The 21,605-nt window shown below is 61.1% G+C and carries 20 protein-coding genes; 11 read left to right on the forward strand and 9 right to left on the reverse strand.

Annotated features, from left to right (window positions below; translation table 11 throughout):
- Positions 1-126: 126 nt before the first annotated feature.
- From HNR38_RS12515 to HNR38_RS12530, 4 genes are all read left to right on the forward strand, one after another.
- On the forward strand, positions 127-1,929 hold the full coding sequence (locus HNR38_RS12515; protein ID WP_183704692.1) for an acyl-CoA dehydrogenase: 1,803 nt from the start codon (positions 127-129) through the stop codon (positions 1,927-1,929).
- Between the two features lie 87 nt (positions 1,930-2,016).
- Positions 2,017-2,268 (forward strand): hypothetical protein, encoded by a 252-nt coding sequence (locus HNR38_RS12520; protein WP_183704694.1) that lies wholly within the window; start codon positions 2,017-2,019, stop codon positions 2,266-2,268.
- Positions 2,269-2,434: 166 nt separating this feature from the next.
- Positions 2,435-4,075 carry a methyl-accepting chemotaxis protein gene (locus HNR38_RS12525; RefSeq protein ID WP_183704696.1) on the forward strand — a complete coding sequence of 547 codons (1,641 nt, stop codon included), beginning with the start codon at positions 2,435-2,437 and terminating at the stop codon, positions 4,073-4,075.
- A 63-nt stretch (positions 4,076-4,138) separates the two neighbouring features.
- The gene (locus HNR38_RS12530; protein WP_183704698.1) at positions 4,139-4,498 is read left to right on the forward strand and encodes a hypothetical protein; all 360 of its coding nucleotides are present in this window, start codon (positions 4,139-4,141) and stop codon (positions 4,496-4,498) included.
- Here HNR38_RS12530 and HNR38_RS12535 read toward each other — a convergent pair whose 3' ends face one another.
- From HNR38_RS12535 to HNR38_RS12555, 5 genes are all read right to left on the reverse strand, one after another.
- Positions 4,499-5,812: an MFS transporter gene (locus HNR38_RS12535; protein ID WP_183704700.1), complete on the reverse strand. Its 1,314-nt coding sequence runs from the start codon at positions 5,810-5,812 to the stop codon at positions 4,499-4,501.
- A 72-nt stretch (positions 5,813-5,884) separates the two neighbouring features.
- On the reverse strand, positions 5,885-6,982 hold the full coding sequence (locus HNR38_RS12540; protein ID WP_183704702.1) for a DUF1513 domain-containing protein: 1,098 nt from the start codon (positions 6,980-6,982) through the stop codon (positions 5,885-5,887).
- A gap of 8 nt (positions 6,983-6,990) precedes the next feature.
- A complete protein-coding gene (locus HNR38_RS12545; RefSeq protein WP_183704704.1) occupies positions 6,991-8,028 on the reverse strand; it encodes an imelysin family protein in 1,038 nt (345 codons plus the stop codon).
- Positions 8,029-8,037: 9 nt separating this feature from the next.
- A complete protein-coding gene (locus HNR38_RS12550) occupies positions 8,038-9,447 on the reverse strand; it encodes a di-heme oxidoreductase family protein (RefSeq protein ID WP_183704706.1) in 1,410 nt (469 codons plus the stop codon).
- A 130-nt stretch (positions 9,448-9,577) separates the two neighbouring features.
- A complete protein-coding gene (locus HNR38_RS12555) occupies positions 9,578-10,873 on the reverse strand; it encodes an imelysin family protein (RefSeq protein WP_183704709.1) in 1,296 nt (431 codons plus the stop codon).
- Between the two features lie 390 nt (positions 10,874-11,263).
- Between HNR38_RS12555 and HNR38_RS12560 the strand changes: the two genes are divergently transcribed.
- Positions 11,264-12,106, forward strand: coding sequence for a 23S rRNA (adenine(2030)-N(6))-methyltransferase RlmJ (locus tag HNR38_RS12560; protein ID WP_183704711.1), 843 nt, complete (start codon positions 11,264-11,266; stop codon positions 12,104-12,106).
- Positions 12,107-12,123: 17 nt separating this feature from the next.
- Here the strand turns inward: HNR38_RS12560 and dctP are convergent, their stop codons facing one another.
- Positions 12,124-13,173, reverse strand: a complete 1,050-nt coding sequence (gene dctP, locus HNR38_RS12565) for a TRAP transporter substrate-binding protein DctP (RefSeq protein ID WP_183704713.1) — start codon at positions 13,171-13,173, stop codon at positions 12,124-12,126.
- A gap of 201 nt (positions 13,174-13,374) precedes the next feature.
- On the opposite strand from dctP, the gene HNR38_RS12570 reads away from it, so the two are divergent.
- Genes HNR38_RS12570 through HNR38_RS12585 form a run of 4 tightly spaced genes read left to right on the forward strand, consistent with a single transcriptional unit; the run spans position 13,375 to position 16,311 of the window.
- Positions 13,375-14,280: a DMT family transporter gene (locus HNR38_RS12570; protein ID WP_183704715.1), complete on the forward strand. Its 906-nt coding sequence runs from the start codon at positions 13,375-13,377 to the stop codon at positions 14,278-14,280.
- Positions 14,273-14,551: a GIY-YIG nuclease family protein gene (locus HNR38_RS12575; RefSeq protein ID WP_183704717.1), complete on the forward strand. Its 279-nt coding sequence runs from the start codon at positions 14,273-14,275 to the stop codon at positions 14,549-14,551. Before HNR38_RS12570 ends, HNR38_RS12575 begins: the two co-directional genes overlap by 8 nt.
- Before the next feature lie 55 nt (positions 14,552-14,606).
- Positions 14,607-15,596: an alpha/beta fold hydrolase gene (locus tag HNR38_RS12580; RefSeq protein WP_183704719.1), complete on the forward strand. Its 990-nt coding sequence runs from the start codon at positions 14,607-14,609 to the stop codon at positions 15,594-15,596.
- Between the two features lie 55 nt (positions 15,597-15,651).
- Complete coding sequence (locus HNR38_RS12585; protein ID WP_183704721.1) at positions 15,652-16,311, forward strand: YiaD family glycine zipper/OmpA-like lipoprotein; 660 nt, start codon at positions 15,652-15,654, stop codon at positions 16,309-16,311.
- A 72-nt stretch (positions 16,312-16,383) separates the two neighbouring features.
- Here the strand turns inward: HNR38_RS12585 and serA are convergent, their stop codons facing one another.
- Complete coding sequence (gene serA, locus HNR38_RS12590) at positions 16,384-17,613, reverse strand: phosphoglycerate dehydrogenase (RefSeq protein WP_183704723.1); 1,230 nt, start codon at positions 17,611-17,613, stop codon at positions 16,384-16,386.
- Positions 17,614-17,802: 189 nt separating this feature from the next.
- On the opposite strand from serA, the gene HNR38_RS12595 reads away from it, so the two are divergent.
- Together HNR38_RS12595 and HNR38_RS12600 are read left to right on the forward strand one after the other, a co-directional pair.
- Complete coding sequence (locus HNR38_RS12595) at positions 17,803-19,206, forward strand: FAD-binding oxidoreductase (RefSeq protein ID WP_183704725.1); 1,404 nt, start codon at positions 17,803-17,805, stop codon at positions 19,204-19,206.
- Positions 19,206-19,883, forward strand: coding sequence for an SIR2 family NAD-dependent protein deacylase (locus HNR38_RS12600; RefSeq protein ID WP_183704727.1), 678 nt, complete (start codon positions 19,206-19,208; stop codon positions 19,881-19,883). The genes HNR38_RS12595 and HNR38_RS12600 overlap by 1 nt, the downstream gene beginning before the upstream one ends.
- Before the next feature lie 467 nt (positions 19,884-20,350).
- Here the strand turns inward: HNR38_RS12600 and HNR38_RS12605 are convergent, their stop codons facing one another.
- Complete coding sequence (locus HNR38_RS12605; RefSeq protein WP_183704729.1) at positions 20,351-21,013, reverse strand: fumarylacetoacetate hydrolase family protein; 663 nt, start codon at positions 21,011-21,013, stop codon at positions 20,351-20,353.
- 24 nt (positions 21,014-21,037) lie between these two features.
- Positions 21,038-21,580: an adenine phosphoribosyltransferase gene (locus HNR38_RS12610; RefSeq protein ID WP_183704731.1), complete on the reverse strand. Its 543-nt coding sequence runs from the start codon at positions 21,578-21,580 to the stop codon at positions 21,038-21,040.
- Positions 21,581-21,605 lie beyond the last annotated feature (25 nt).

Below are 21,605 nucleotides of genomic sequence, written 5' to 3' on the forward strand. Positions count from 1 at the left end.
TTGCTCCGTCAGTGAAACTGGGGTTCCGATAATACGTAGCCGTTGTCGAAGGTCAAGTGACGGGGCGCTTTATTTTCCCCTTCAAACCCTGCACATTACCGCACAGTGCCAACACGGAGAAAGTGAATGACCGATACCCTTATTGATCACCGTGATCTTGCCTTCCAGCTCTACGAGGTTCTCGATACCGGGTCGCTGGCCGACCGGGAGCGCTTCAGCGACCATAGCCGGGAGACCTTTGACGCCGTGATCGAGACAGCCGACCGGATTGCCCGCGACCGTTTTGCCAACCACAACAGCGCCGGTGACCGGGATGAGCCGAAAATGACGGACGGTGGCGTAACCATGCTGCCCGAGGTCAAGGACGCGTTCACGGCCTTTGCCGAAGCGGGTTTTATCGCCGGGCGGCACGATCAGGAGCTGGGTGGCATGCAACTGCCCGAGACGGTCATGGCCGCCTGTAATGGCCTGTTCACGGCAGCCAATCCGGGCTCGGCGGCCTATCCCTTCCTGACCACCGCCGCCGCCAATCTGATCCGGGTGCTGGGCAGTGATCAGCAGCGCGCCAGCTGCCTTGGTCCGATGCTGGAGGGCCGGTATGCAGGCACCATGGCCCTGACCGAGCCCCAGGCCGGATCCAGTCTGGCCGATCTGCGCACCTCGGCTACGCCGACCGACGACGGCCATTACCTGATCAAGGGGGCGAAGATTTACATCTCCGGTGGTGACCAGAACCTGACTGACAACATCGTGCATATGGTGCTGGCCCGGATTAAAGGCGCCCCGGCCGGGGTTAAAGGGATCTCCCTGTTCATCGTGCCGAAATTCCGGGTCCAGGAAGACGGCCGTCCCGGTGAGTGGAACGGTGTCAGTCTGGCGGGCCTGATTCACAAACTGGGCTATCGCGGTGCCACCTCCACCGCCCTGAGCTTCGGTGACGACGCCCCCTGTCACGGTTATCTGGTGGGCGAACCGCATCAGGGCCTGAAGTACATGTTCCAGATGATGAACGAGGCCCGGGTGGGCGTCGGCATTGGCGCCATGGCGATTGGTTACCGTGGCTATATGCACAGCCTGGAGTATGCCCGTACCCGGCTTCAGGGGCGTCCGTTGTCACACAAGGACCCGGAGAGTCCCCAGGTGCCGATCATCGAACATGCCGATGTCCGGCGCATGCTGCTGGCCCAGAAATCATACTGCGAAGGGGCGCTCGCGCTCTGTCTGTACGGGGCCCGCCTGCTGGACGATCAGCACACGCATCCCGAGCCGGACAAACGCCGGGAAGCCGGTGTGCTGCTCGATCTGCTGACGCCGGTGATCAAGGCCTGGCCCTCGGACTACGGGCTGCGGGCCAACGATCTGGCCATTCAGGTCTACGGCGGTGCCGGTTATACCCGGGAATACCCGGTGGAGCAGTGCTGGCGGGATAACCGCCTGAACGCCATCCATGAGGGCACCAACGGTATTCAGGCACTGGACCTGCTGGGCCGGAAGATCTGGCAGGACCAGAGCCATGGCCTGCAACTGCTGATGCGAGAGATGCAGATTGACCTTGAGGCGGCCACCAGCGAGCAGTGCAGCCAGTGGGCGCTGTCGCTCAGCGAAACCCTGCAGCAGGCGGTCAAGGTCACCCAGGGGCTGGGGCGCTCGCTGATGGCCGGCGATACCGAGAAAAGCCTGGCCAATGCGGCTGCCTACCTGCACCTGTTCGGACACATCGTGGTGTCCTGGATGTGGCTGCGCCAGGCCAATGCGGCGTCCTGTGCCCTGGCAAACGTGAGTGACGAACCGGCCCGGAAGTTCTATCTGGGCAAACTCCAGGCGGCCCGCTACTTCTTCCATCATGAGCTGCCCACGGTTGCCCAGGACCTGGTTCTGCTGCGCAATCAGGATGACACCTGCCTGCAGATGCAGCCGGACTGGTTCTGACGGCTGAGCGGGGTGCCCTTTTGAACTGGCAGGCTGGCCATTTGTGGTTCAAACTGTCCCTGACCACAGGAAAAAGGGCGCCCCGGAATGAGCTTCTCAACCCCGTCTCCGGCCACATTGTCCTGCTCGCTGCAGCAGTCCCTGCAGGAATACATCCATTCCGGCCGACTGGCGGAAATTGTCTACCAGTCGCCCTCCGGCGATGTCTGTGTGGTTCATGAGTCCATCCGGGACCTGCTGAGCCGCGCGGGCCGTGACTTCCTGGTGCTCGGCGCCAGCAGGGTGCTGGCGGTTGACCACATCATCATGATTGATGGCCGGCGGCTGGCAGAAAACTGATCCCCCTCAAGAACTTCCCCGCCAGGCCGATAAACAGAACGTCGGCCGTATACCGGTATGAAAAATACACTAAAGTATGAGTTATTAACTCAGCTCATTTCTTTAGTCTCAACAACAGCCTGATAACAATAAAGCGCCTTTTGGCATCGAAAACGACGAGGGCACCATGGGATTACTCAATCGCTCGGCACTGGTTGCGGGACTGGCAGTTGCCATCCTTCTTGCTGTCATTGCGCCACTGGTGGCGCCCCTGATCGGCCTGGACGCCGTGTCAGTGGTGACCGGACTGGTGGTTGGTCTGGCGGTGGCCGCAGGCTACATGCTGATCCGGGTTCTGTCCCCGGCCCAGCAGGCGATCAACCGGCTGGTTGACGGCTCGCTGCCGAGGGAACACCCGCTTTATCAGCGCTGCCAGGGCCTGATGTCGGAAGCCAGAGCGGGCCGTGCGCTGATTGATACCCTGTCTGAAAGCGCGGATCAGAACGCCATCTCTGCGGCGGAAGTGTCGTTTGCCGCCGATCAGGTCAAGAAGCGCCTGGACCGCCAGGTCGAGGAAACCTCCCAGATGGCCGAGCATGCCGGCCACATCACCGAATCCGTTCGTGAATCCTCCGAGCAGGCAACCAATGCCGCCACCATGGCGCTGCAGAACCGGGAGGTCAGCGTTGATGGTCGGCAAGCACTGGTTTCAGCGATCGACAGCGTACGTGAAGTACACCAGCAGTCTGGTGAAAACCTGCGGCTGATTCAGGAACTCAATAACAAATCCAACAAGATCCAGGGCGTCACCAACACCATTCAGGGCATTGCCGAGCAGACCAATCTTCTGGCGCTTAACGCGGCCATTGAGGCCGCCCGTGCCGGAGAGCAGGGGCGGGGGTTCGCCGTGGTGGCCGATGAAGTCCGGCAGCTGGCCGGGCGCACAGCCCAGGCCACCGGCGAGGTGGCCCAGACCCTGGAGGAAATCCAGAGCGATACCACCCTGATTGTCACCCGGATCGAGGATCTGGCCCGGAGCGTGGAAGAGGGGTTGGTCTCCGTTGAAAGCGTCGGCGGGCAACTGGACCAGATCCGGGACCAGTCGGACCGGGTTCAGGAGCAGGTGTCCCGCATTGCTGAGATCGATCAGAACAATGAACAGAGCCTGGCGCAGGTGTTTTCAGCCATCGAGTCGGTCCGGGACCATATCTCGGAGAGCGATGCCAGTGTCTCTTCCCTGGCGGACCAGGCAGCCAAGCTGATGGAACTGGCCGAAAAGGCCAATGCGGCGTTTGCACTGAACAGTACCCAGAGCTACCACCGGACCTTCTATGACCAGGCCCGTGCGGGTGCCCGGCAGGTTGGCCAGCTGTTTGAACAGGCCATCCGGGACGGCAAGCTCAGTGAAGCGGACCTGTTTGATAAAAAACGCACACCCATCCCGAACACCGATCCGCAGCAGTACAGCAGTGCGTTTGATCAGTTTACCGATCAGCATCTGACGGCGATCCAGGAGTCGGTCAAGAATGCTCACGATGCTATCGTGTTTTCCATTTCCTGTGCTCCCGACGGCTACGTGCCCACCCACAACCGGGACTTTGCCAACCCGCCAACCGGAAACCGGGAGGTGGACCTGGTTAAGAGCCGGAGCAAGCGTCTGTTCAATGACCGAACCGGTCTTCGTTGTGGCAGCCACACCGAAGACATGCTGCTGCAGACCTATCGGCGGGATACGGGGGAAATCATGCATGACCTGTCCGTGCCTATTTATGTGAACGGCAAGCACTGGGGTGGTTTCCGGGTGGGGTACCGTCCGTCCGGGCACTGACCCTTCCCGGATGTTCCGGCGGCTGTGGTAGAGTGATGGCTCGGTCCAAAGGAGAGAACGTCTGTGCCCGATCCCGAATATATTCCCGCCGGTGACCGCAACCAGGAACCGCGCTCTGCCCGAAACCTGGCCACGGTGGTTTACATCCTCCAGGCCCTGTCCTTTTTTGTCGGGGGCATCACGGCCCTGGCAGGGGTGGTCATCAACTACATCAAGATGGACGATGTCAGGGGGACCTGGCTGGAACCCCACTTCCGCTGGCAGATCCGCACTTTCTGGATCGGGCTGCTGTGGACAGTGATCGGCATCATGACCACCATGCTGATCATCGGCTGGCTGATTTTGCTGGCCATTGCCATCTGGGTGATCTACCGGGTGGTCATGGGCGCCCTGGCACTCAACGAAGGCCGGACGCCCTCCTGATCACTGTTCCGTGACTTCCTCAAGGCGCAGTGCACTGAGCATACCGGCAAAGCCCATGGCGCCGAGCACCAGGATGACCGCCACCTCTGAGATCAGCGAAATGGCGGCGGTCAGGCCACCAGTGGCCAGCAGCAGAACGCCAATCACGGTATTGCTGACAGCGGTATAGTCGGTGCGCTTGTTACCCCCCGCCATATCCACCAGATAGGTCTTACGGCCCAGGCGCACGCCTGCGTGGGCGATGCCCAGCACAAAGAACGCTGCCGGATAGAACCACGCGCCACCGAAGCCCGGACCAAACACCAGCGCCAGGATGCCGACCACCAGGCAGACACCACTGGCCATAGCGGCCCCCCGGATAATAACCCGACGGCTGGAAGTGTCCGCCGCCCAGCCCCAGAAACTGGCACTGACCGAACTGGCCAGGCTGCTGGCGAGCAGGAACACCCCGAGCATCCAGCCGACATCGGATTCGCGCTGGGCCAGCACAACAAAGTAGGGTGAGGCCAGGGCAGAGCACAGGAGCAGGGCCCGGGTGATCACAAAGTGGCGGAAAGGGGCGTCGTCACGCAGCAGTGACAGGCTGCTGAAAGCTTCCGATAGGGCGTTGCCGCCGCCTCCGGTTTCGCCGGCGTATTCCTCAACACCGGCAAACAAGGCACCGGCGATCACCCAGAGCAGGGCGGCCAGCAACAGTAGCAGGGAATAGAAGGCAATGCTTGGATCCCCCCGGTCCCAGAACAGCAGCGCGGTCAGCACCACGGTGGCCGTGCCGCCGATGGTGGTGGCCAGACCGGACAGCCGGCCACGCCGGGTCTTCGGTATGCACTTGCCCTGGACGTCTTTCATGGAAACAGAGCAGAACCCCCGGGCCAGGGAAAAGACAATGAGGGCGGCAATGACCGCGCCGCCGGCGGCATAGCCTTCAAGAAACCGGACACTGGCGGCCATGGCTCCAACGCTGAGCGCCTGGCCGAGGCTGCCGAGGGTCCAGAACCACTTGCGCACCGCTTTTCGGCGGACCCAGGCGGCAATGACCATCTGCGGGACCATGGAGCCAGACTCGCGGATGGGCACCAGCCAGGCCACCAGGGCCGGTGCGCCAATGGCGGTCATCAGCCAGGCCAGCACGGTTTTCGGGCTGATCAGCAGGTCGCCGAGTTTGGTCAGGACATTGCTGGCGAGAATCAGGAAGAAGTTGCGGGGGACTTCCCGGCAGGCTTCGTCGGGGATGTCGCGGCAGACGCGGGCATCCTCCTCGTTGGCAATCAGGTTGTATAGCTGGTCAACAGTGCTCCGGTTCTTCGCTGGCAAGGGCCCGTCCTCCTGGAAAATATCGCGAAATCATACCAGTTTTGCGATCGGAGGTACGGTGCCCAGCCTGCATCAGACCAGATGGTGATCCCAGTAAACGGGGAGTTGGGCCAGTTCCTGTGGTGGCTTGTCCGCGCCCAGGCGCACCAGTTTGCCCTGGCCTGAGGAAATCAGGAAGTCACCGCCGGCCAGTGCCTGGACACCGGCGCAGTCGGTGATCTCTGCTTTTGCCCGCAGTTTCCCGGACTGCCCCTCAAAGACGATGGCGGTGCCGCCCACTGGCGACGCTGCGGCGACCAGATCGTTCTCGGGATGGGCAATCACGCTGGCGATGTAGTTTGCCAGGCTGGCCTGGGTATCCGCATCAAAACGGTACTCCCGGAGTTTCCCTTCCTCCAGTCGGGCCAGCAGCGGCGGGGTTTCGTACAGAGGGCCTTGGTACTGGTAGGCCACGTAGACCCGGCCGGTCGGTGCGACATCCACATGGCGGGTGCTCTGCCAGTGATGGTCCGGTCGGAAGCGGCCCCGGATCTCTCCGGAGTTGCGGTCCATCAGCACCAGGGCTGGCTCCATGGTGTCCAGGTTGAGTTTGATGCGGTCATAGTCGGGGTGGGTGAGAATGCCGCCCAGCCCGATGACCAGCGTTTGCCCGTCCGGGTGCAGGGTTATCTGGTGCGGGCCAACGCCATGGAGATCAAAGCTGTGGCTGCGCCGGTAGCCCTGATGGGCATCGTAGACAATGACAATGCCCTCGCCCTGTTGATAGCGGCTGCCGGTGGCATAAAGCCAGCGCCCGTCGGGGGAAAAAACGCCATGGCCGACAAAGTGCTCGCCCTCGGCGGCCCGGACCTGATGCCGGCGTTGGCCGGTGGCCTGATCAATGACATAGAAGGTCCAGCCGGGGCGGCGCTCAAAAAAGACGACGTCTTCACCGGTAGGGCGAATGCAGCCGCTGTGGCCACGGGTTTTCATCGGGGACTGCCAGAGTGGCTGGCCGGACCGGTCAATGGCGCAGACGCCAAAGCCCCCGTCGGGCAGTCCGACGGCGCCGGTGTACTGATCCGGATGGTGTCCGGCCTTGCGCGGCAGCAGGCCACAGCCGGTCAGGGTGGCGGCGAGGCTGCCGGCGGCGCCGGCCTTGAGCAGTTGTCGGCGGTTCAGCTCAGCCATGGTCTGCCTCAGTCGCCGTCGCTGGAGTTGAAGCCACGGACCACGCCGAGTGCAACAGCGGCCTGGTCATTGACCAGTGTGGTCAGCTGGGACACGTCCACAAACAGCCCCTGGAGCTCCGAGTAGTGGCCGTCTTCGGCCAGCAGCGGCGCCATGGGTTTGTCCATGTCCGGGAAGTTTTCCAGCACCTCGTCGAACTGCGACCGGATTCGGGGCGCCAGCTCCGGCTGGTTGCCGTTCTCCAGAAGCAGCGTCAGGCCGGGCAGGAAGTGTTGTTTGAGGCCTCGCACCGTGGCCTCCAGAGTGGCCAGGCTGGTGCCGCTGCGCCAGGCGTCGGCCGCATAGACCGAGCGCTTGCCATTACCACGAAGCCCCATGGGCTGCGCCAGACGGCGTTCCTCGAGCACTTCCAGTGCGGTCATCCCGGCTTTGATGGTGGTGTCATGGTACTGGTCGTTGGCCAGATAGGGGGCACGGAACGCCTGCCAGTCCCTGAGCTGCTGATCGGCGGTATCCCGGATATGGCCGGCGACGAGAACCAGAAGATCGCAGCTGCGGCCGGCTGGCAATGCCCGCTCACCCTGGTTGAAGGGCTGGTCGAACAGCAGGTATTCCGCCATCGGAAACCCCTGCACAGCCACGCCGGAGTCATCAATGGTGCCGGCGGTGGCCGGTTCATCGCTGGAAAGCAGGTAGCGTGCCTTGCGGGCGATCAGGTTCTTGGGGTCGGGCCAGAACTGGAACTGCCAGCTGCGGTTGTCGGTTTCGATCGGCCCGAAATTGACGAAACGCACGGCCTGCCAGGCCATGAACGCTTCGCGCCAGGCCTTTTCCGTGGTCGTGCGGCCCTGTTCACTTGGGCTTGAGCACCAGCTTCCGGCGGCATCGGCGAAGGCGCCAGCCTGTTCTGCCAGGTGCTCATAGCCGGTCAGTATTTCCTGGTGCCATTGCTGCCGCGCCTGCTGGGCGGGCGTTTCTGCCGCCGCTGAGGCGTTCAGTGCCAGAAGGGCTGCGGAGATACAGAGCAGTCTGCTGAACGGTTTCATTGTCGGTCCTTAAAGCGAGTTCAGGAAATCAATCAGAGCCTTGCGTTCGTCGGCAGGCATCTGGCGATAGCTGTCAGCGGCAGGCTGGGCTTCTCCGCCGTGCCAGAGGATAGCTTCCTCCGGGGTGCGGGCCCGGCCATCATGCAGGAAGCCGGATTGCTGGTTGACCACCTGGGCCAGCCCGATCCCCCACAGGGGCGGTGTCCGCCATTCGTAACCATCGGCCAGGAACTCGCTTCGGCCATCCGCCAGGCGGTGGCCCATATCGTGCAGCAGCAGGTCGGTGTAGGGCCAGATGGTCTGGTTGCTCAGGTCCGGACGGTCTGCGACCTCGCCAGTGGTATGGCGCGGCGTATGGCAGGCGGCACAACCGGTTTCGTTAAACAGCTCGGCGCCGCGCTGCACGCTGGCGTTGTCCATATTCCGGCGTGCCGGCACGGCCAGGCTCTTGGCGTAGAAGGTGACGAAATCCGCCACCTTGTCACTCACCTCGGGCTCGCCGCCATGGGTGAAGCGATCGCATTCCTGTTCCGGAGTGCAGTCTGTTGCCGGTTTGAGCGAGGAGGTCAGCCCCATGTCGCCGGCGAAGGCCCCCATGCTCTGCTGGCGAACGCTGGGCTCACCCGACTTCCAGCCGAAACGGCCGGGAACGGTCTGTTCGGTGGCCAGGTCCCACACCTGGTTGCGCTTGCCGGATATGCCGTCGTTATCCGCGTCTTCCGGGTCGGCCAGGGCATTGATCTGCTCGTCGGGGATGGCTTCGATCAGGCCCATGCCAATCATCTGGGGCGCTACCCTGGGGGAGATCAGCAGATCTTCCGGCATGGGACCGTAGTTCGGGTTGTCGATGTGGTAGACCGGCTTGCGCAGTTCCACGACTGTGCCGTCGGCCAGGGTTTCTTCCACCGGCTGCCATTCGATCCGCAGGTCCGCTTCGGGTTTGGCGGCCGGGAGGGAGGAGGTCTGCAACTGACTGCCGTAGACCGGCGCCGGTTTGAAACCGTGCATACGCAGCAGGTCGGCATCCTGTTCGGGGTCGGCCGGAACCGCCAGGCGCAGGAACATGGACACCGGGGGCTCGTCGACACCCGGAGGATGGCCGCGGCCGTCCTTGATGTGACAGCCCTGGCAGGAATTGGTGTTGAACAGCGGGCCCAGGCCGTCCCGGGCGTCGGTGCTGGCCGGAGCTTCAACCCAGGGGTTGCGGAAGAAACTGTTGCCAACGCTGAAGTCCAGTCGCTTGGTCATCGACAGGTTGCCCTGGGGCAGTGAGTAGGCGTTGGTATCGGCCTGCTGAACGGTACCTTCGCCGCCGCTGTCCGGCGAGGTCTGCAGAGGAAAGCCGGCATGGGTTTCTGCCTGCAGGGAGAGAGGCAGCAGCGCCAGGGAGATGAGGGAGAGAGTCAGTCTTGGTTTCATGGATGCTCACGCTACAAATGAATAAGCCATGGAAAATCAGCCCGTCAGGCAGGTTTTCCATGGCTCGCTCAGGGGGCATGATACCGGGAGCAGGACGCTCCCGGTAGTCACATATTGCCGACAGTCACTCTCAGAAGCTGTGACCGGCGTCGTCCGGAGCCAGGGCCTGGATGCCCAGTTCGCGGGCGGCCTGCTCAATGGAACCGGTCTGCTCAACCAGCGCCATGATGGTGTTGTTGATGATGCGCTCACCCTTGGCGTTGCCCGGGCGGATCATAACGTCGAACGCCATCGGGTTCTGGCTGCTCTGGGCCTTGGCGCGCATGGCTTCGAGAGCTTCCATGGAGTCGTCGAGTTGCGCGTTCAGGCGGGCGTCCAGTTCCGGGTTGGACTTCTCGACCAGGTCGGACAGGGACGGGCCGGTGACCAGGGAGCCATCCACACGGCGGTAGGTGCCGGTATAGACGTTCTGGATGCCCTTGCCGTTGTAGTAGTGAGAGTTGTGGGTGTTGTCACTGAAGCAGTCGTGCTCGTCTTCATAGGAGTTGGCTTCCAGCGCTACCTTCATACGTTCGCCTGCCAGTTCGCCCAGTGACAGGGAGCCCATGCCAAACAGCATTTTCTGGATGCCGGCATCGGGATTGGCAGAAACCAGTTTGGCGCGGTAGTTGTCGCCGTTACCTTCTTCCCACTGGGCAACCATCCACTCCAGGTCGGAAACCAGCAGGTCGGTGACTGCGTCCAGGTACTGGGCACGACGGTCGCAGTTGCCGTTGGTGCAGTCAGCGCCTCGGGCGTAGTCGGTAACCGGACGTTCACCCGCGCCCGGCTCAAAGCCGTGCAGGTCCTGGCCCCAGAGCAGGAATTCCACGGCGTGATAACCGGTGGCGACGTTGGCTTCGGAGCCGCCCACTTCGTTCAGGTCGGCCAGCAGTTGCGGGCTCAGTTCGGAAACGTCGAGGTTCTCGCCGCCGACGGTGATGCTGTCGCTGGCGATGATGTTGGCGGTGGCACCGGCATTACCCAGTTCGTACTGGTATTCGGCGGGCTCAACATAGTCGATCAGGCCTTCATCCAGCGGCCAGGCATTCAGCTGGCCTTCCCAGTCATCAACAATGGTGTTGCCGAAACGGAATACTTCAGACTGCTGGTAGGGCACGCGGGAGGCGAGCCAGGCTTCCTTGGCCGCTGCCAGGTTGGCTTCGGTCGGGTTCTCGATCAGACGATCCGTTGCTTCGTCCAGTGCACGCGCTGTAATCAGGGCGTCTTCATAGGTGGCATGGGCCAGGTCGGCATAGTGCTCAACCACGTTGTCGCGAGTCGCGGGCTGGGTGTTCTGCGCGCTCGAAGGGGTGTTGGCACAGCCGGCGGTCAGGGCTGCAGCGATGGTCAGCGCCAGCGGAGCCGGGCGAAACAGTGCGTTCATTGGGAACTCCATGTCTTATCGTGTTTTTGAAAACAATAAATATTATCGTTCAGATTGTGTATGCCTAATCCCCACGTTGCAAGGGGTTTTTGATCTCCGACAATTCTGAACGATTCGTATTATAAATTTTAATGAGAACGATTTGCAAAGAGGTATCGCTGTGCTAGCTTGACTTTCGTGGTGGTGATTGCGATGGAGGAAATCCCATGAGTGATTCAGTCGTTCAGCTTGCAGGCTCTTCAAGGAATGTTTTTGTGGCGTGGCAATCGTTGCGGCGGTCGGTCCAGCAGCCGCCGGCTGATCGGTCCCGGCGGCGAAAGGGACGCAGTGCTGATCTTGCACAGACCAGGTAGCTGATGCCTAATGGGCTCCTGAATCCGGGAGCCCTTTATGCTGAGTTATCTGCACGCCTATCACGCCGGCAATTTTGCCGACGTTCAAAAACACGCAGCCCTGACACTGGTCTACACGATGATGCAGGCCAAGTCATCGGCGATCGCCTGCTTTGATACGCACGCAGGCAGCGCGTGCTACGACCTGACCGGAGAGCGTGCGCGCAAGACGGCGGAAGCGGACGCTGGCATTCAGCGCCTGTGGCGGGCTCGAGACGGGGTTCGGTCCGGGGACTGGGCGCCTATGTTTGCGACACTTGAGCGTCACCTCAGCCAGAACGGGGATCGACTGGCGAGCTATCCGGGGTCGCCCGCCTGGCTGGCCAGTCTGGCCCGGGCCGGTGATCCGGTGACCGCATTCGAGCTTCATCCCACCGAGAGTGATCAACTGAATCAGTGGGCAGCCAGCACTGGTGTGCGGGTACAGCGTGGCGACGGCCTCAAGGGCTGGTTAGCCGCATTACCGCCGAAGCAGCCTCGCCTGCTGACACTGGTCGACCCCTCCTACGAAATCAAAACGGACTATGACACGGTGGCCCGGACGCTTTTCAAGGCCTGGAAAAAGTGCCGGCATGGCATTGTCCTGATCTGGTATCCGGTCATGGATTCGGGGCTGGAACGCCAACTGCTGGATTCCCTGAAGGCTGGGCCGGTTCGCAAGATTCTGAAGAGTGAAGTGAGGTTGGATGCACCGCCGGAAAGAGGCATGGTCGGTTCCGGCATGCTGGTTGTGAACCCGCCCTGGGGCTTTGACCAGCGCTTTTCGGCCATGATGGCAGATCTTGAGGGCAGTGAACGTCTTGGCCTCAGTGCCAGCATGGAGTGGCTGGTGCCGGAATGATCCGGCAGCCAACCGGTTTACTCGCCGGGAATCAGATCCAATAGCTTTTGGCCGCGCTTGCCGGTGGCTTCGAGGTAGTCATCGCGGGCCGGTTGGCTCGCGCCCCGAAATGCTTCCCGCTGGGCGTCGCTCAGCCGGACCACCTGAATGTCACCGCGCTCCACCATGATCTCCAGCCGCTGCTGGTTCAGTTCAGCTGCGATATCCCAGGCCTGCCCCGAGACATCGGCGATGGCACTTTTCAGCCACTGTTGTTGCTGCTCATCAAGTCCGCCTAGCCAGTCCGGGTTGGCAACCAGGGAGGAAATAAAGCGTGATGCCCGGGGCAGCGTCAGGTGTGACTGGACTTCGTGGAAATCCATTTCCTCAATGGCGAAGACCGGGTTGCTTTGGCCGTCAATACGGTGCAGTTGAAGATCGCTGTAGACCTGTGAATAGGGCGTCTGTACCGGATCCGCGCCATAGGCACGGAGCGTGGAGGCCGCGATATCGGAGGTCATGGTGCGTATTTTCAGGCCCTCAAAGTCCGCCGGGGTCGTCAGGGGTTTGTTGGCGGTCCAGGCCATCCAGCCTTCCTGGACGAAGCCCATCAGTTGCAGTCCTGCGGACTTATAGGCAGGCCTGAAGGCGGCCAGAAGGTCCGGGCTGTAAAGCCATTCACGGGTGACCTCGGGTTCAGCCGGAAGCATAAAGTGCAGGTTGAACAGACCGGTTTCCGGGACCGAGTCCGCCAGGTGCCCGGGAGATGCGAAAGCCAGGTTGACCGAGCCATTGCGGGTCAGTTCCGTGAGCTGGGTGGACGTGCCCAGCGAGCCATAAGGGAAGACTTCCACCACAATGTCCCCGTCCGATACGGTTTCAATCTTTTCTTTCAGAGCCTGAGCGTAGGCATGCTGGACGCTGCCCTCGATTTCCTCAAGCGCAAACCGCCAGGTCACCGGGTGCTCGCCGTCACCGGACGCCTGCGTGCTACCCCCTGTATTCTCCCTGGGTGACTCACCGCAGCCGGTCAGCAACACCGAGAGTGCCAGAAGCAGGCTGGTCAGGGAATGGCGGGGGATGGGCATGGGTGGTTCGGCTCCGGTTGTTCAGGCTCAGGGCCCGGGTCAGTTTTTTGTAGTGCAACGTTACCACAACCAGGGCCGCAGAAAATGCCCCGGGTTTTCCGCAACTTCGGAGGTCGTGACGGCCGCGCCGGGGAATGACAGGATGATCCGGCCATGGCAGTCTGTTGTCCTTTTTCGGGAACGCCACAACGGGGCAGATGCATGACCAACCAGAAGCAGGCAATGATGTACGGGCTCGCTACTGTGCTGCTGTGGTCCACGGTAGCCACAGCATTCAAGCTGGCGCTGGCGGATCTGGCGCCGGTGCAGATGCTGCTGATCGCCTGTCTGGCTTCGGTGGTGGTGATGGCAACGATTCTGGTGGCGCAGGGGCGCTGGCACCTGGTATTCCGGTTGAGTCGACGCCAGTACCTGCAGTCCCTCGGTATGGGGTTGATCAATCCCTGCCTCTACTACTTCCTGCTGTTCGGTGCCTTCGACCGTTTGCCGGCCCAGGAGGCCCAGCCCCTTAACTATACCTGGGCACTGGTGCTTGCCTATCTGTCAGTGCCCTTCCTGGGCCAGAGACTGCGGCGCATCGATATTCTGGCGGGCCTCGTGTGCTATGCCGGTGTGGTGGTGATTGCCACTCGCGGGGCGGTTACCAGTCTGGACTTTTCCGATCCCCTCGGGGTTTCCCTGGCGCTGGGCAGTACGCTGGTCTGGGCCAGTTACTGGATTATCGCCACCCGGGACAGTCGTGATCCGGTAGTTGGTCTGTTTCTGAACTTTCTGTGTGGTCTGCCCTTTATTGCCGTGGCCTGCTGGTACACCGCCGGCCTGGACTTTCCGGTCGGGGGTTCTCTGGCCGCGGCCGTTTATGTCGGTGTGTTCGAGATGGGCGTGGCGTTTGTGCTCTGGTCCCAGGCGATGAAGAAGGCGGAGAACACCTCGAAGGTGAGCAACCTGATTTTCATTTCACCGTTTCTGTCGCTGGTGTTCATTTACTTCATCCTCGGTGAGGTCATCCTGCCCTCCACTTACGTCGGGCTGGTATTGATCATCGGCGGGCTCTGGCTTCAACAAAGGAAAGTCCGTGCCCGGGAACAGGCGCTGGAGCATGGCTGATAACTGGCACCTGTACCTGATCCGGACCGCGTCCGGCAGTCTGTATACCGGTATAACCACCGATGTCCAGCGCCGGTTTGCCGAGCACCAGGCTGGCGCTCCCAGAGGTGCGCGTAGCCTGAGGGGGAAAGGCCCGCTGACCCTGGTGTTCCACGTGCCCGTGGGTGAGCGCAGTCGCGCGCTCAGTCTGGAGTGGCGTGTCAAACGCTGGCCAAGGGCGCGAAAGGAAGCCCTGGTTACAGGAACCGTGAGCCTGCCCGAAGAATGTTAGTATGCTCGTATCAGGCATCCTGATCACTTGACGCTTTAAACAGGGATCCGACTCCGTGTACTGGAAAACCGATAACCCCGAAATACCGCAATGGGACCGCCATTCACTGCTCCAGTCCATGGCACCGTTCGAGCCCGAGGAAAGCCGGGAACTGGGCGCCCAAATGCGCGCCTACTGCCGCTACTATGGCCTGGACCTCTGGGAGGACTACCCGGAGGTGGCGTACCACCAGGGGTATGTCGGCATCGATGGCCACGAGGTCATGGTGCACTACTACCGTCTCCCGGAAGCCTCGCCGGCACGGGGAACTGTCTTCATTCTGCACGGATACTTTGATCACGTTGGCCTGTACACTCAACTGGTTGAACGGTGTCTGGGCGCCGGATTCGATGTGCTGACCTATGATCAGCCCGGCCATGGTCTTTCCAGTGGCACACCGGCTGCCATCGGCAGCTTTCTGGAATACCAGGCGGTGCTGACCGGGGTGATGGCGGCTGCCAGAAACCGGGTACGCGGGCCCTGGTTTGCCGTGGGCCAGAGTACGGGAGGCGCGATCCTGATTGATTATCTGCTTTCCAACCACCATAACCGGGAAACCTCGGATTTTGAGCGCGTGGTTCTGCTGGCGCCACTGATACGACCAGCCGGTTGGCTTGGGGCCAAGGTGCTGCACAGCCTGTTTGGTTCGTTCCTGACCCGCTGGCGGCGGGTATTTGCGGAGAATAGTGGTAATTCGCGTTTTCTGCGTTTTCTGCGGGATCATGATCCATTGCAGGCCCGGGCCGTACATGTGGACTGGGTTACCGCATTACGCCAGTGGGTGCCGCACATTGAGTCGGCCCGGCCGGTGGATTTTCCGGTCACGGTGGTTCAGGGCGAAAAGGACATGACCGTGGACTGGCAACACAACCTGCGGATCATCCGGAACAAGTTCTCAGGTGTGACCGAAAAACGCCTGCCGGAAGGACGTCATCATCTGGTGAACGAAACCAGGGATTTACAGGCATCGGTGTTCAGTACCATTATTAAAACATTCTCGGAATGAACACAGGGCGGGCAAAGGTTTTCCGCCCTGTCATTACCCAGTCAGGAGAAGTGTCTTGAAAAAAACGATCCTCGCATTTTCATTGGCCGCTGTGACCCTCAGCGGTTGTATGACCTACGATCCCTATACCGGCGAAGAGAAAGTCTCCAATGCCACCACAGGCAGCATTATCGGAGCCATCGGCGGGGCGGCGGTTGGCGCAGCCACGTCCAGCAAAAAGGACCGGGGCAAGGGCGCCCTCATCGGTGCCGCCGGTGGTGCGGCCGTCGGGGGTGGCATTGGTTACTACATGGATCGCCAGGAAGCACAGCTTCGCCGGCAGCTTGAAGGCAGTGGCGTACGGGTGATCCGCAACGGCAACCAGATCGAGCTGGTCATGCCCGGTAACATTACCTTCGACACCGACCAGTCCAATATCCGCTCCGGATTTGTGGACACGCTGGAATCGGTGGCGCTGGTACTCAAGGAATTTGACCAGACCACCATCCAGATTGAGGGGCATACCGACAGTACCGGTGGCGACAGCTACAACCAGATGCTCAGTGAGCGCCGTGCCTCGTCGGTCCGGGATTTTCTGCTCAATCGCGGTATCGAGCCGCGCCGGACCCGGGCTGTGGGTTACGGTGAGCGCTACCCGATCGCCACCAACAACACGGCTGCCGGCCGCGAGCAGAACCGCCGGGTCGAGCTGACGCTGGTGCCGATGCAGCAGTAGTCGCCGGCTTACCGGCAAAGAAAAACCCCGGAGGCGAATGCCTGCGGGGTTTTTTGTGGCGACTGAGCAGGCTCAGAACAGTACGCGGCAACGGATGGTGCCTTTCACCTGGCGCAGTTTTTCCAGCGCCAGCTCGCCGTAGGCCTTGTCCACATCCACCACGACATAGCCAATGTCTTCCTTGGTCTGCAGGTACTGGCCGCAGACGTTGATGGCGTTTTCGGAGAACACCTGGTTGATCTCGGACATCACGCCCGGAATGTTCTCGTGAATGTGCAGCAGGCGATGCTGGTTGGGGTGCGACGGCAGCGCCACTTCCGGGAAGTTGACGGAGGACACTGACGTGCCGTTGTCGCTGTACATGGCCAGCTTTTCGGCCACTTCACGGCCGATGTTTTCCTGGGCTTCCATGGTGGAGCCGCCCACGTGCGGGGTCAGGATGCAGTTGTCGAATTCCCGCAGCGGCGAGACGAACTCTTCGTCATTGGACTTGGGTTCCACCGGAAAAACGTCCACAGCCGCTCCCAGAAGCTTGCCGGAGCGCAGGACGTCGGCCAGGGCATCGATGTCCACCACGGTGCCTCGGGAGGCATTCATGAAGATGCTACCCGGTTTCATCTGGGCAAACTGCTCGGCCTTGAACATGTAGCGGGTTGCCGGAGTTTCCGGCACATGCAGGGAAACGACATCGGCGATGTTCAGAAGCTCCTGCATGGTGCCCACCTGGGTGGCATTACCAATGGAGAGCTTGGAGACCACGTCGTAGTAGAAGACTTCCATACCCAGGGCCTCGGCCAGCACGCTGAACTGGGTGCCGATGTTGCCGTAGCCGATGATGCCCAGTTTCTTGCCGCGGATTTCGAAGCTGTTCTTGGCGGATTTCTGCCATTGGCCGTTGTGGGCCTTGGCGTTTTTCTCCGGTACGCCCCTGAGCAGCAGGATGGCCTGTGCCAGCACCAGTTCCGCAACCGAGCGGGTATTGGAGAAGGGCGCATTGAAGACCGCAATGCCACGACGGGTGGCAGCCTGAAGATCCACCTGATTGGTGCCGATGCAGAAGCAACCCACGGCAACCAGCTTTTGGGCGGCATCGAACACCTTCTCGGTGAGCTGGGTGCGTGAGCGAATGCCGATGAAATGCGCATCGGCGATTTTCTCGATCAGCTCTTCCTCGCCCAGGGAATGGGTCAGGTATTCGATGTTGGTGTAGCCTGCAGCGTTCAGGGTATCAACGGCGGTTTGATGCACGCCTTCCAGCAGCAGGATCCGGATCTTGCTCTTCTCAAGAGACGTATTCGACATGGGCTTGCTTCCGAACCTTTTGTCACATGAAATGACCTGAAACCGGGATCTGAAGGCCCGGCTCACAGAACAGGGGCGGTATGATACCATAAACGCCGACTTTCACAGTGTGCCGGTTTACCTGGATCAATCGCCGATCCGACCGCCCTGCCGGGCGCCGGCCTAACCCCGACGAGACTGACTGATTTCATGACTTCCGAACAGATCATCGCTTCCCTTGAAGAGCTGGTTGCCGCCGGTGATACCCCGGGCAAAGTGCTGACCGATCCTGCCGATCTTGAAACCTACGGCAAGGACTGGACCAAGATCCATGCACCCCGTCCGCTGGCCGTCGTTCTGCCGAAAACCACCGAGCAGGTGCAGGCCCTGGTGCGGTTCGCCAATGACCATCAGGTGGCCCTGGTGCCTTCCGGTGGCCGTACCGGCCTGAGTGCCGGCGCTGTGGCAGCCAACGGTGAGGTTGTGGTGGCGTTTGATAACATGAACCGGATTGTCGACTTCAATGCCAGTGATCGTACCGTGCGCTGCCAGGCGGGTGTGATCACCGAACAGTTGCAGAATTTTGCCGAGGAAAACGACCTGTACTACCCGGTTGACTTTGCCTCCGCCGGTTCCAGCCAGCTCGGTGGCAACCTGTCCACCAATGCCGGTGGCATCAAGGTGATCCGGTACGGCATGAGCCGGGACTGGGTGGCCGGTCTGAAAGTGGTCACCGGTAAAGGCGACGTGCTGGATCTGAACAAGGATCTGGCCAAGAACAACACGGGCTACGATCTTCGTCACCTGTTTATCGGCGCCGAGGGCACCCTGGGCTTCATCACTGAAGCCACCATGAAACTCACCCGCCAGCCGGATGATCTGACAGTACTGGTGCTTGGCCTGAACGATCTCACCAATACCATGGATGTACTCAAGGCGTTCCAGAAGAAGCTGGACCTGACTGCCTATGAGTTTTTCTCCCACCAGGCCATGGGCCACGTGCTGGCGCATGGGCAGGTGCAGGCGCCATTTGATACCGAAGCGCCGTATTACGCGCTGCTGGAATTCGAAGCGGTTTCCGACCAGGTTATGGACGACGCTATGGAACTGTTCGAGCACTGCATGGAAGAGGGCTGGGTCCTGGATGGCGTGATCAGCCAGAGCGAAACCCAGGCCCGTAATCTGTGGCAGCTGCGCGAAGGCATCTCCGAGTCCATCGCCCCCCGCACGCCCTACAAGAACGACATCTCCGTTGTGGTTTCCCGTGTTCCCGGTTTCCTGCAGGAGATTGAGGACGTGGTCACCCGGCATTACCCGGATTTCGAGATCATCTGGTTCGGCCACATTGGCGATGGCAACCTGCACCTGAACATCCTCAAGCCGGAGGCGATGGAAAAAGAGGAGTTCTTCGGCAAGTGTGAGCAGGTGAACAAGTGGGTGTTCGAGATTGTCCAACGCTACGAGGGCAGTGTTTCTGCCGAGCATGGCGTGGGCATGACCAAGAAGCCGTATCTCCAGTACACCCGCAGTGAAGCGGAAATCGCCTACCTGCGTGGCATCAAACAGGTTTTCGATCCCAACGGCATCATGAACCCGGGCAAGCTGCTGGACTGATGACAGATCATATCGTTGTACTCACCGGCGCTGGCATCAGCGCCGAGAGCGGGCTTTCCACCTTCCGTGACAATGGCGGGCTCTGGGAGCAGCACAGCGTCTACGACGTGGCGACCCCGGAAGCCTTCGAGCGTAATCCCGAGTTGGTCCTGCGTTTCTACAACGATCGCCGGCGCCAGCTTCAGGCTGCCGAACCCAATCCTGCCCACCGCCTGCTGGCGGAACTGGAACAGCATTATCGGGTGACCATCGTCACCCAGAACGTCGATGATCTTCACGAACGGGGCGGTTCCAGTCAGGTCCTGCACCTGCACGGACAGCTCACGCGGGCGCGCAGTTCGCTGCATCCGGAGCTGGTTTACGATATCGGTTATCGGGACATCCAGCCCGGTGATACCTGTGACCGGGGTGCCCAGCTTCGTCCGCACATCGTCTGGTTTGGCGAGGAAGTGCCCATGCTGGCCGCGGCCGCCGATGTGGTCGCCACCGCTGATCGCCTGCTGATTGTGGGGAGCTCACTCCAGGTTTACCCGGCAGCCGGTCTGGTGCATGAGGTGAATCCGGGTGTGCCAATCACCGTCATCGACCCGGGTGAACCGGCGTCGGTATTCGGGGCCGAGGTGATCCGAAAGGGCGCTTCTGAGGGGCTTCGGGAGTGGGTTTCCTCTCTGTCCTGAATCTTCCCGTCTCATGTTTTGGGGGTGAGCCCTTTATGGGTTGGACTTCCCAAAACCGCTACGAGCACCCGCAAGCGGGTCCGGCCAGCAATCATAGATTGCTGTCGTTCGGCTGCGCATGAAGCTTTGCTTCATAAACGCTTGCCTCACCCCTGTGCGCTTCTCTCAGGCCATCCCTGGCCTTCGAAATTTTTGGAAAGCTGGGCCCACGAAGGGCCTAGTTACAGCTCATGGAGAATGGGGTGGGGCAAAGCATAATTTCTTTCAGGCTATTGGCGGGCTATCCCGGGGCTCAGTCGCGCAGACGGGAGGACTCTGTCCAAAAATGTGCGGAGCCAGGGATGGCGGAGCCCAAGCGCCACAGGGATGTGCCGAAGGAGCGTTTTTTGGACAGAGTCCTTCCGGCTGTGCAAGCCTCAGAGTAATCGGTCCCGCTCCCGGTCCGTAACCCTCAGGGAGGCAACCGGTCAGAGAACCTGAGTCTCCACAAACAGCACGTCTTCGAGTTCCAGCGACAGGGTCTGGCCGGACACCAGCGGGCCAACGCCTTTTGGGGTGCCGGTCAGCACCACGTCGCCCGGTTGCAGGGTGAAATGCTCACTCATGTGGGCAATAAGCGGCAGGATGGGGTTGAGCATGTCACGGGTATCGCCGGTCTGCTGACGCTGGCCGTCGATGTCCAGGGTGAAGTGGATGTTGCCTTCGGGCAGCTTGTCGGCAGGCACGAATGGCGACAGCGGGCAGGCCCCGTCGAACCCCTTGGCCCGCTCCCAGGGCTGACCCTTTTCTTTCAGGCGGGACTGAACGTCACGAAGCGTCAGGTCCAGCGCCAGTCCATAGCCGAGAATCGCCTGCTTTACCTCGGCTTCCGACGCGGAGGTCAGGGGCTGGCCGATCAGGACCGCCAGTTCCGTTTCAAAATGAACGGCGCCCCGGTCTTTCGGGAGTGAAATCGGGCGGGTCAGGTGAACCGCGGCGGTGGCCGGTTTGATGAAAAGCAGCGGCTCATCGGGAATCGGATTGTTCAGCTCCTGTGCGTGTTCGGCGTAGTTGCGGCCTACGCACAGGATTTTGCCCAAAGGCAGGTGAAGCGGGGTACCGTCTTTCCAGTGATGTTGATAGTCCGGCATGGTACCTCCGCTGTGGCTTGTGGATTATTCGCCGTCGAATGAACAGACAGTATAGACCTCAAGGCCATCGTCACGCAGCCGTTTTGAGCCGCCCAGGTCCGGCAGGTCAATCATGGCGGCGACCTCGACGATTTCAGCCCCGATCCGGCGGATCAGCCGGGTAGCGGCCAGCATGGTGCCGCCGGTGGCGATCAGGTCATCGACAAGCACCACCTTGTCACCCGGTTTGAAGGCATCCTTGTGCAGTTCCACCGAGGCGGTGCCGTATTCCAGATCGTAATCCTCGACCAGAGTGTCGAACGGCAGTTTGCCTTTCTTGCGCACCAGCACCAGAGACGCATTCAGTTCGTAGGCCAGTGCAGAGCCGATAATGAAGCCCCGGGCGTCCACGGCGGCAACCGCATCGATATTTTCACCATGGTAGCGGTGGACAAAAGCGTCGATCAGTTTGCGAAAGGCCGTCCTGTCCTGAAGGACAGTGGTGATATCACGAAAGGACACGCCCGGCTTGGGCCAGTCCGGCACCGTGCGGATGGCTTTTTTGATGCTTTCGGAGAAATAGTCCATGACAGATCCGGTCCGTACTCAGGAC

Origin of the sequence: Marinobacter oulmenensis, assembly GCF_014201735.1 — a bacterium.
In the GTDB taxonomy this organism is placed as follows: domain Bacteria; phylum Pseudomonadota; class Gammaproteobacteria; order Pseudomonadales; family Oleiphilaceae; genus Marinobacter; species Marinobacter oulmenensis.

Coding starts and splice junctions, on each gene's coding strand:
- HNR38_RS12555 (WP_183704709.1), bottom strand. CDS start 10,873: ATGAACGCACTGTTTCGCCCGGCTCCGCTGGCGCTGACCATCGCTGCA.
- HNR38_RS12560 (WP_183704711.1), top strand. CDS start 11,264: ATGCTGAGTTATCTGCACGCCTATCACGCCGGCAATTTTGCCGACGTT.
- HNR38_RS12540 (WP_183704702.1), bottom strand. CDS start 6,982: ATGGCTGAGCTGAACCGCCGACAACTGCTCAAGGCCGGCGCCGCCGGC.
- HNR38_RS12515 (WP_183704692.1), top strand. CDS start 127: ATGACCGATACCCTTATTGATCACCGTGATCTTGCCTTCCAGCTCTAC.
- HNR38_RS12575 (WP_183704717.1), top strand. CDS start 14,273: ATGGCTGATAACTGGCACCTGTACCTGATCCGGACCGCGTCCGGCAGT.
- HNR38_RS12525 (WP_183704696.1), top strand. CDS start 2,435: ATGGGATTACTCAATCGCTCGGCACTGGTTGCGGGACTGGCAGTTGCC.
- HNR38_RS12605 (WP_183704729.1), bottom strand. CDS start 21,013: ATGCCGGACTATCAACATCACTGGAAAGACGGTACCCCGCTTCACCTG.
- HNR38_RS12570 (WP_183704715.1), top strand. CDS start 13,375: ATGACCAACCAGAAGCAGGCAATGATGTACGGGCTCGCTACTGTGCTG.
- HNR38_RS12520 (WP_183704694.1), top strand. CDS start 2,017: ATGAGCTTCTCAACCCCGTCTCCGGCCACATTGTCCTGCTCGCTGCAG.
- serA (WP_183704723.1), bottom strand. CDS start 17,613: ATGTCGAATACGTCTCTTGAGAAGAGCAAGATCCGGATCCTGCTGCTG.
- HNR38_RS12600 (WP_183704727.1), top strand. CDS start 19,206: ATGACAGATCATATCGTTGTACTCACCGGCGCTGGCATCAGCGCCGAG.
- HNR38_RS12550 (WP_183704706.1), bottom strand. CDS start 9,447: ATGAAACCAAGACTGACTCTCTCCCTCATCTCCCTGGCGCTGCTGCCT.
- HNR38_RS12610 (WP_183704731.1), bottom strand. CDS start 21,580: ATGGACTATTTCTCCGAAAGCATCAAAAAAGCCATCCGCACGGTGCCG.
- HNR38_RS12595 (WP_183704725.1), top strand. CDS start 17,803: ATGACTTCCGAACAGATCATCGCTTCCCTTGAAGAGCTGGTTGCCGCC.
- dctP (WP_183704713.1), bottom strand. CDS start 13,173: ATGCCCATCCCCCGCCATTCCCTGACCAGCCTGCTTCTGGCACTCTCG.
- HNR38_RS12545 (WP_183704704.1), bottom strand. CDS start 8,028: ATGAAACCGTTCAGCAGACTGCTCTGTATCTCCGCAGCCCTTCTGGCA.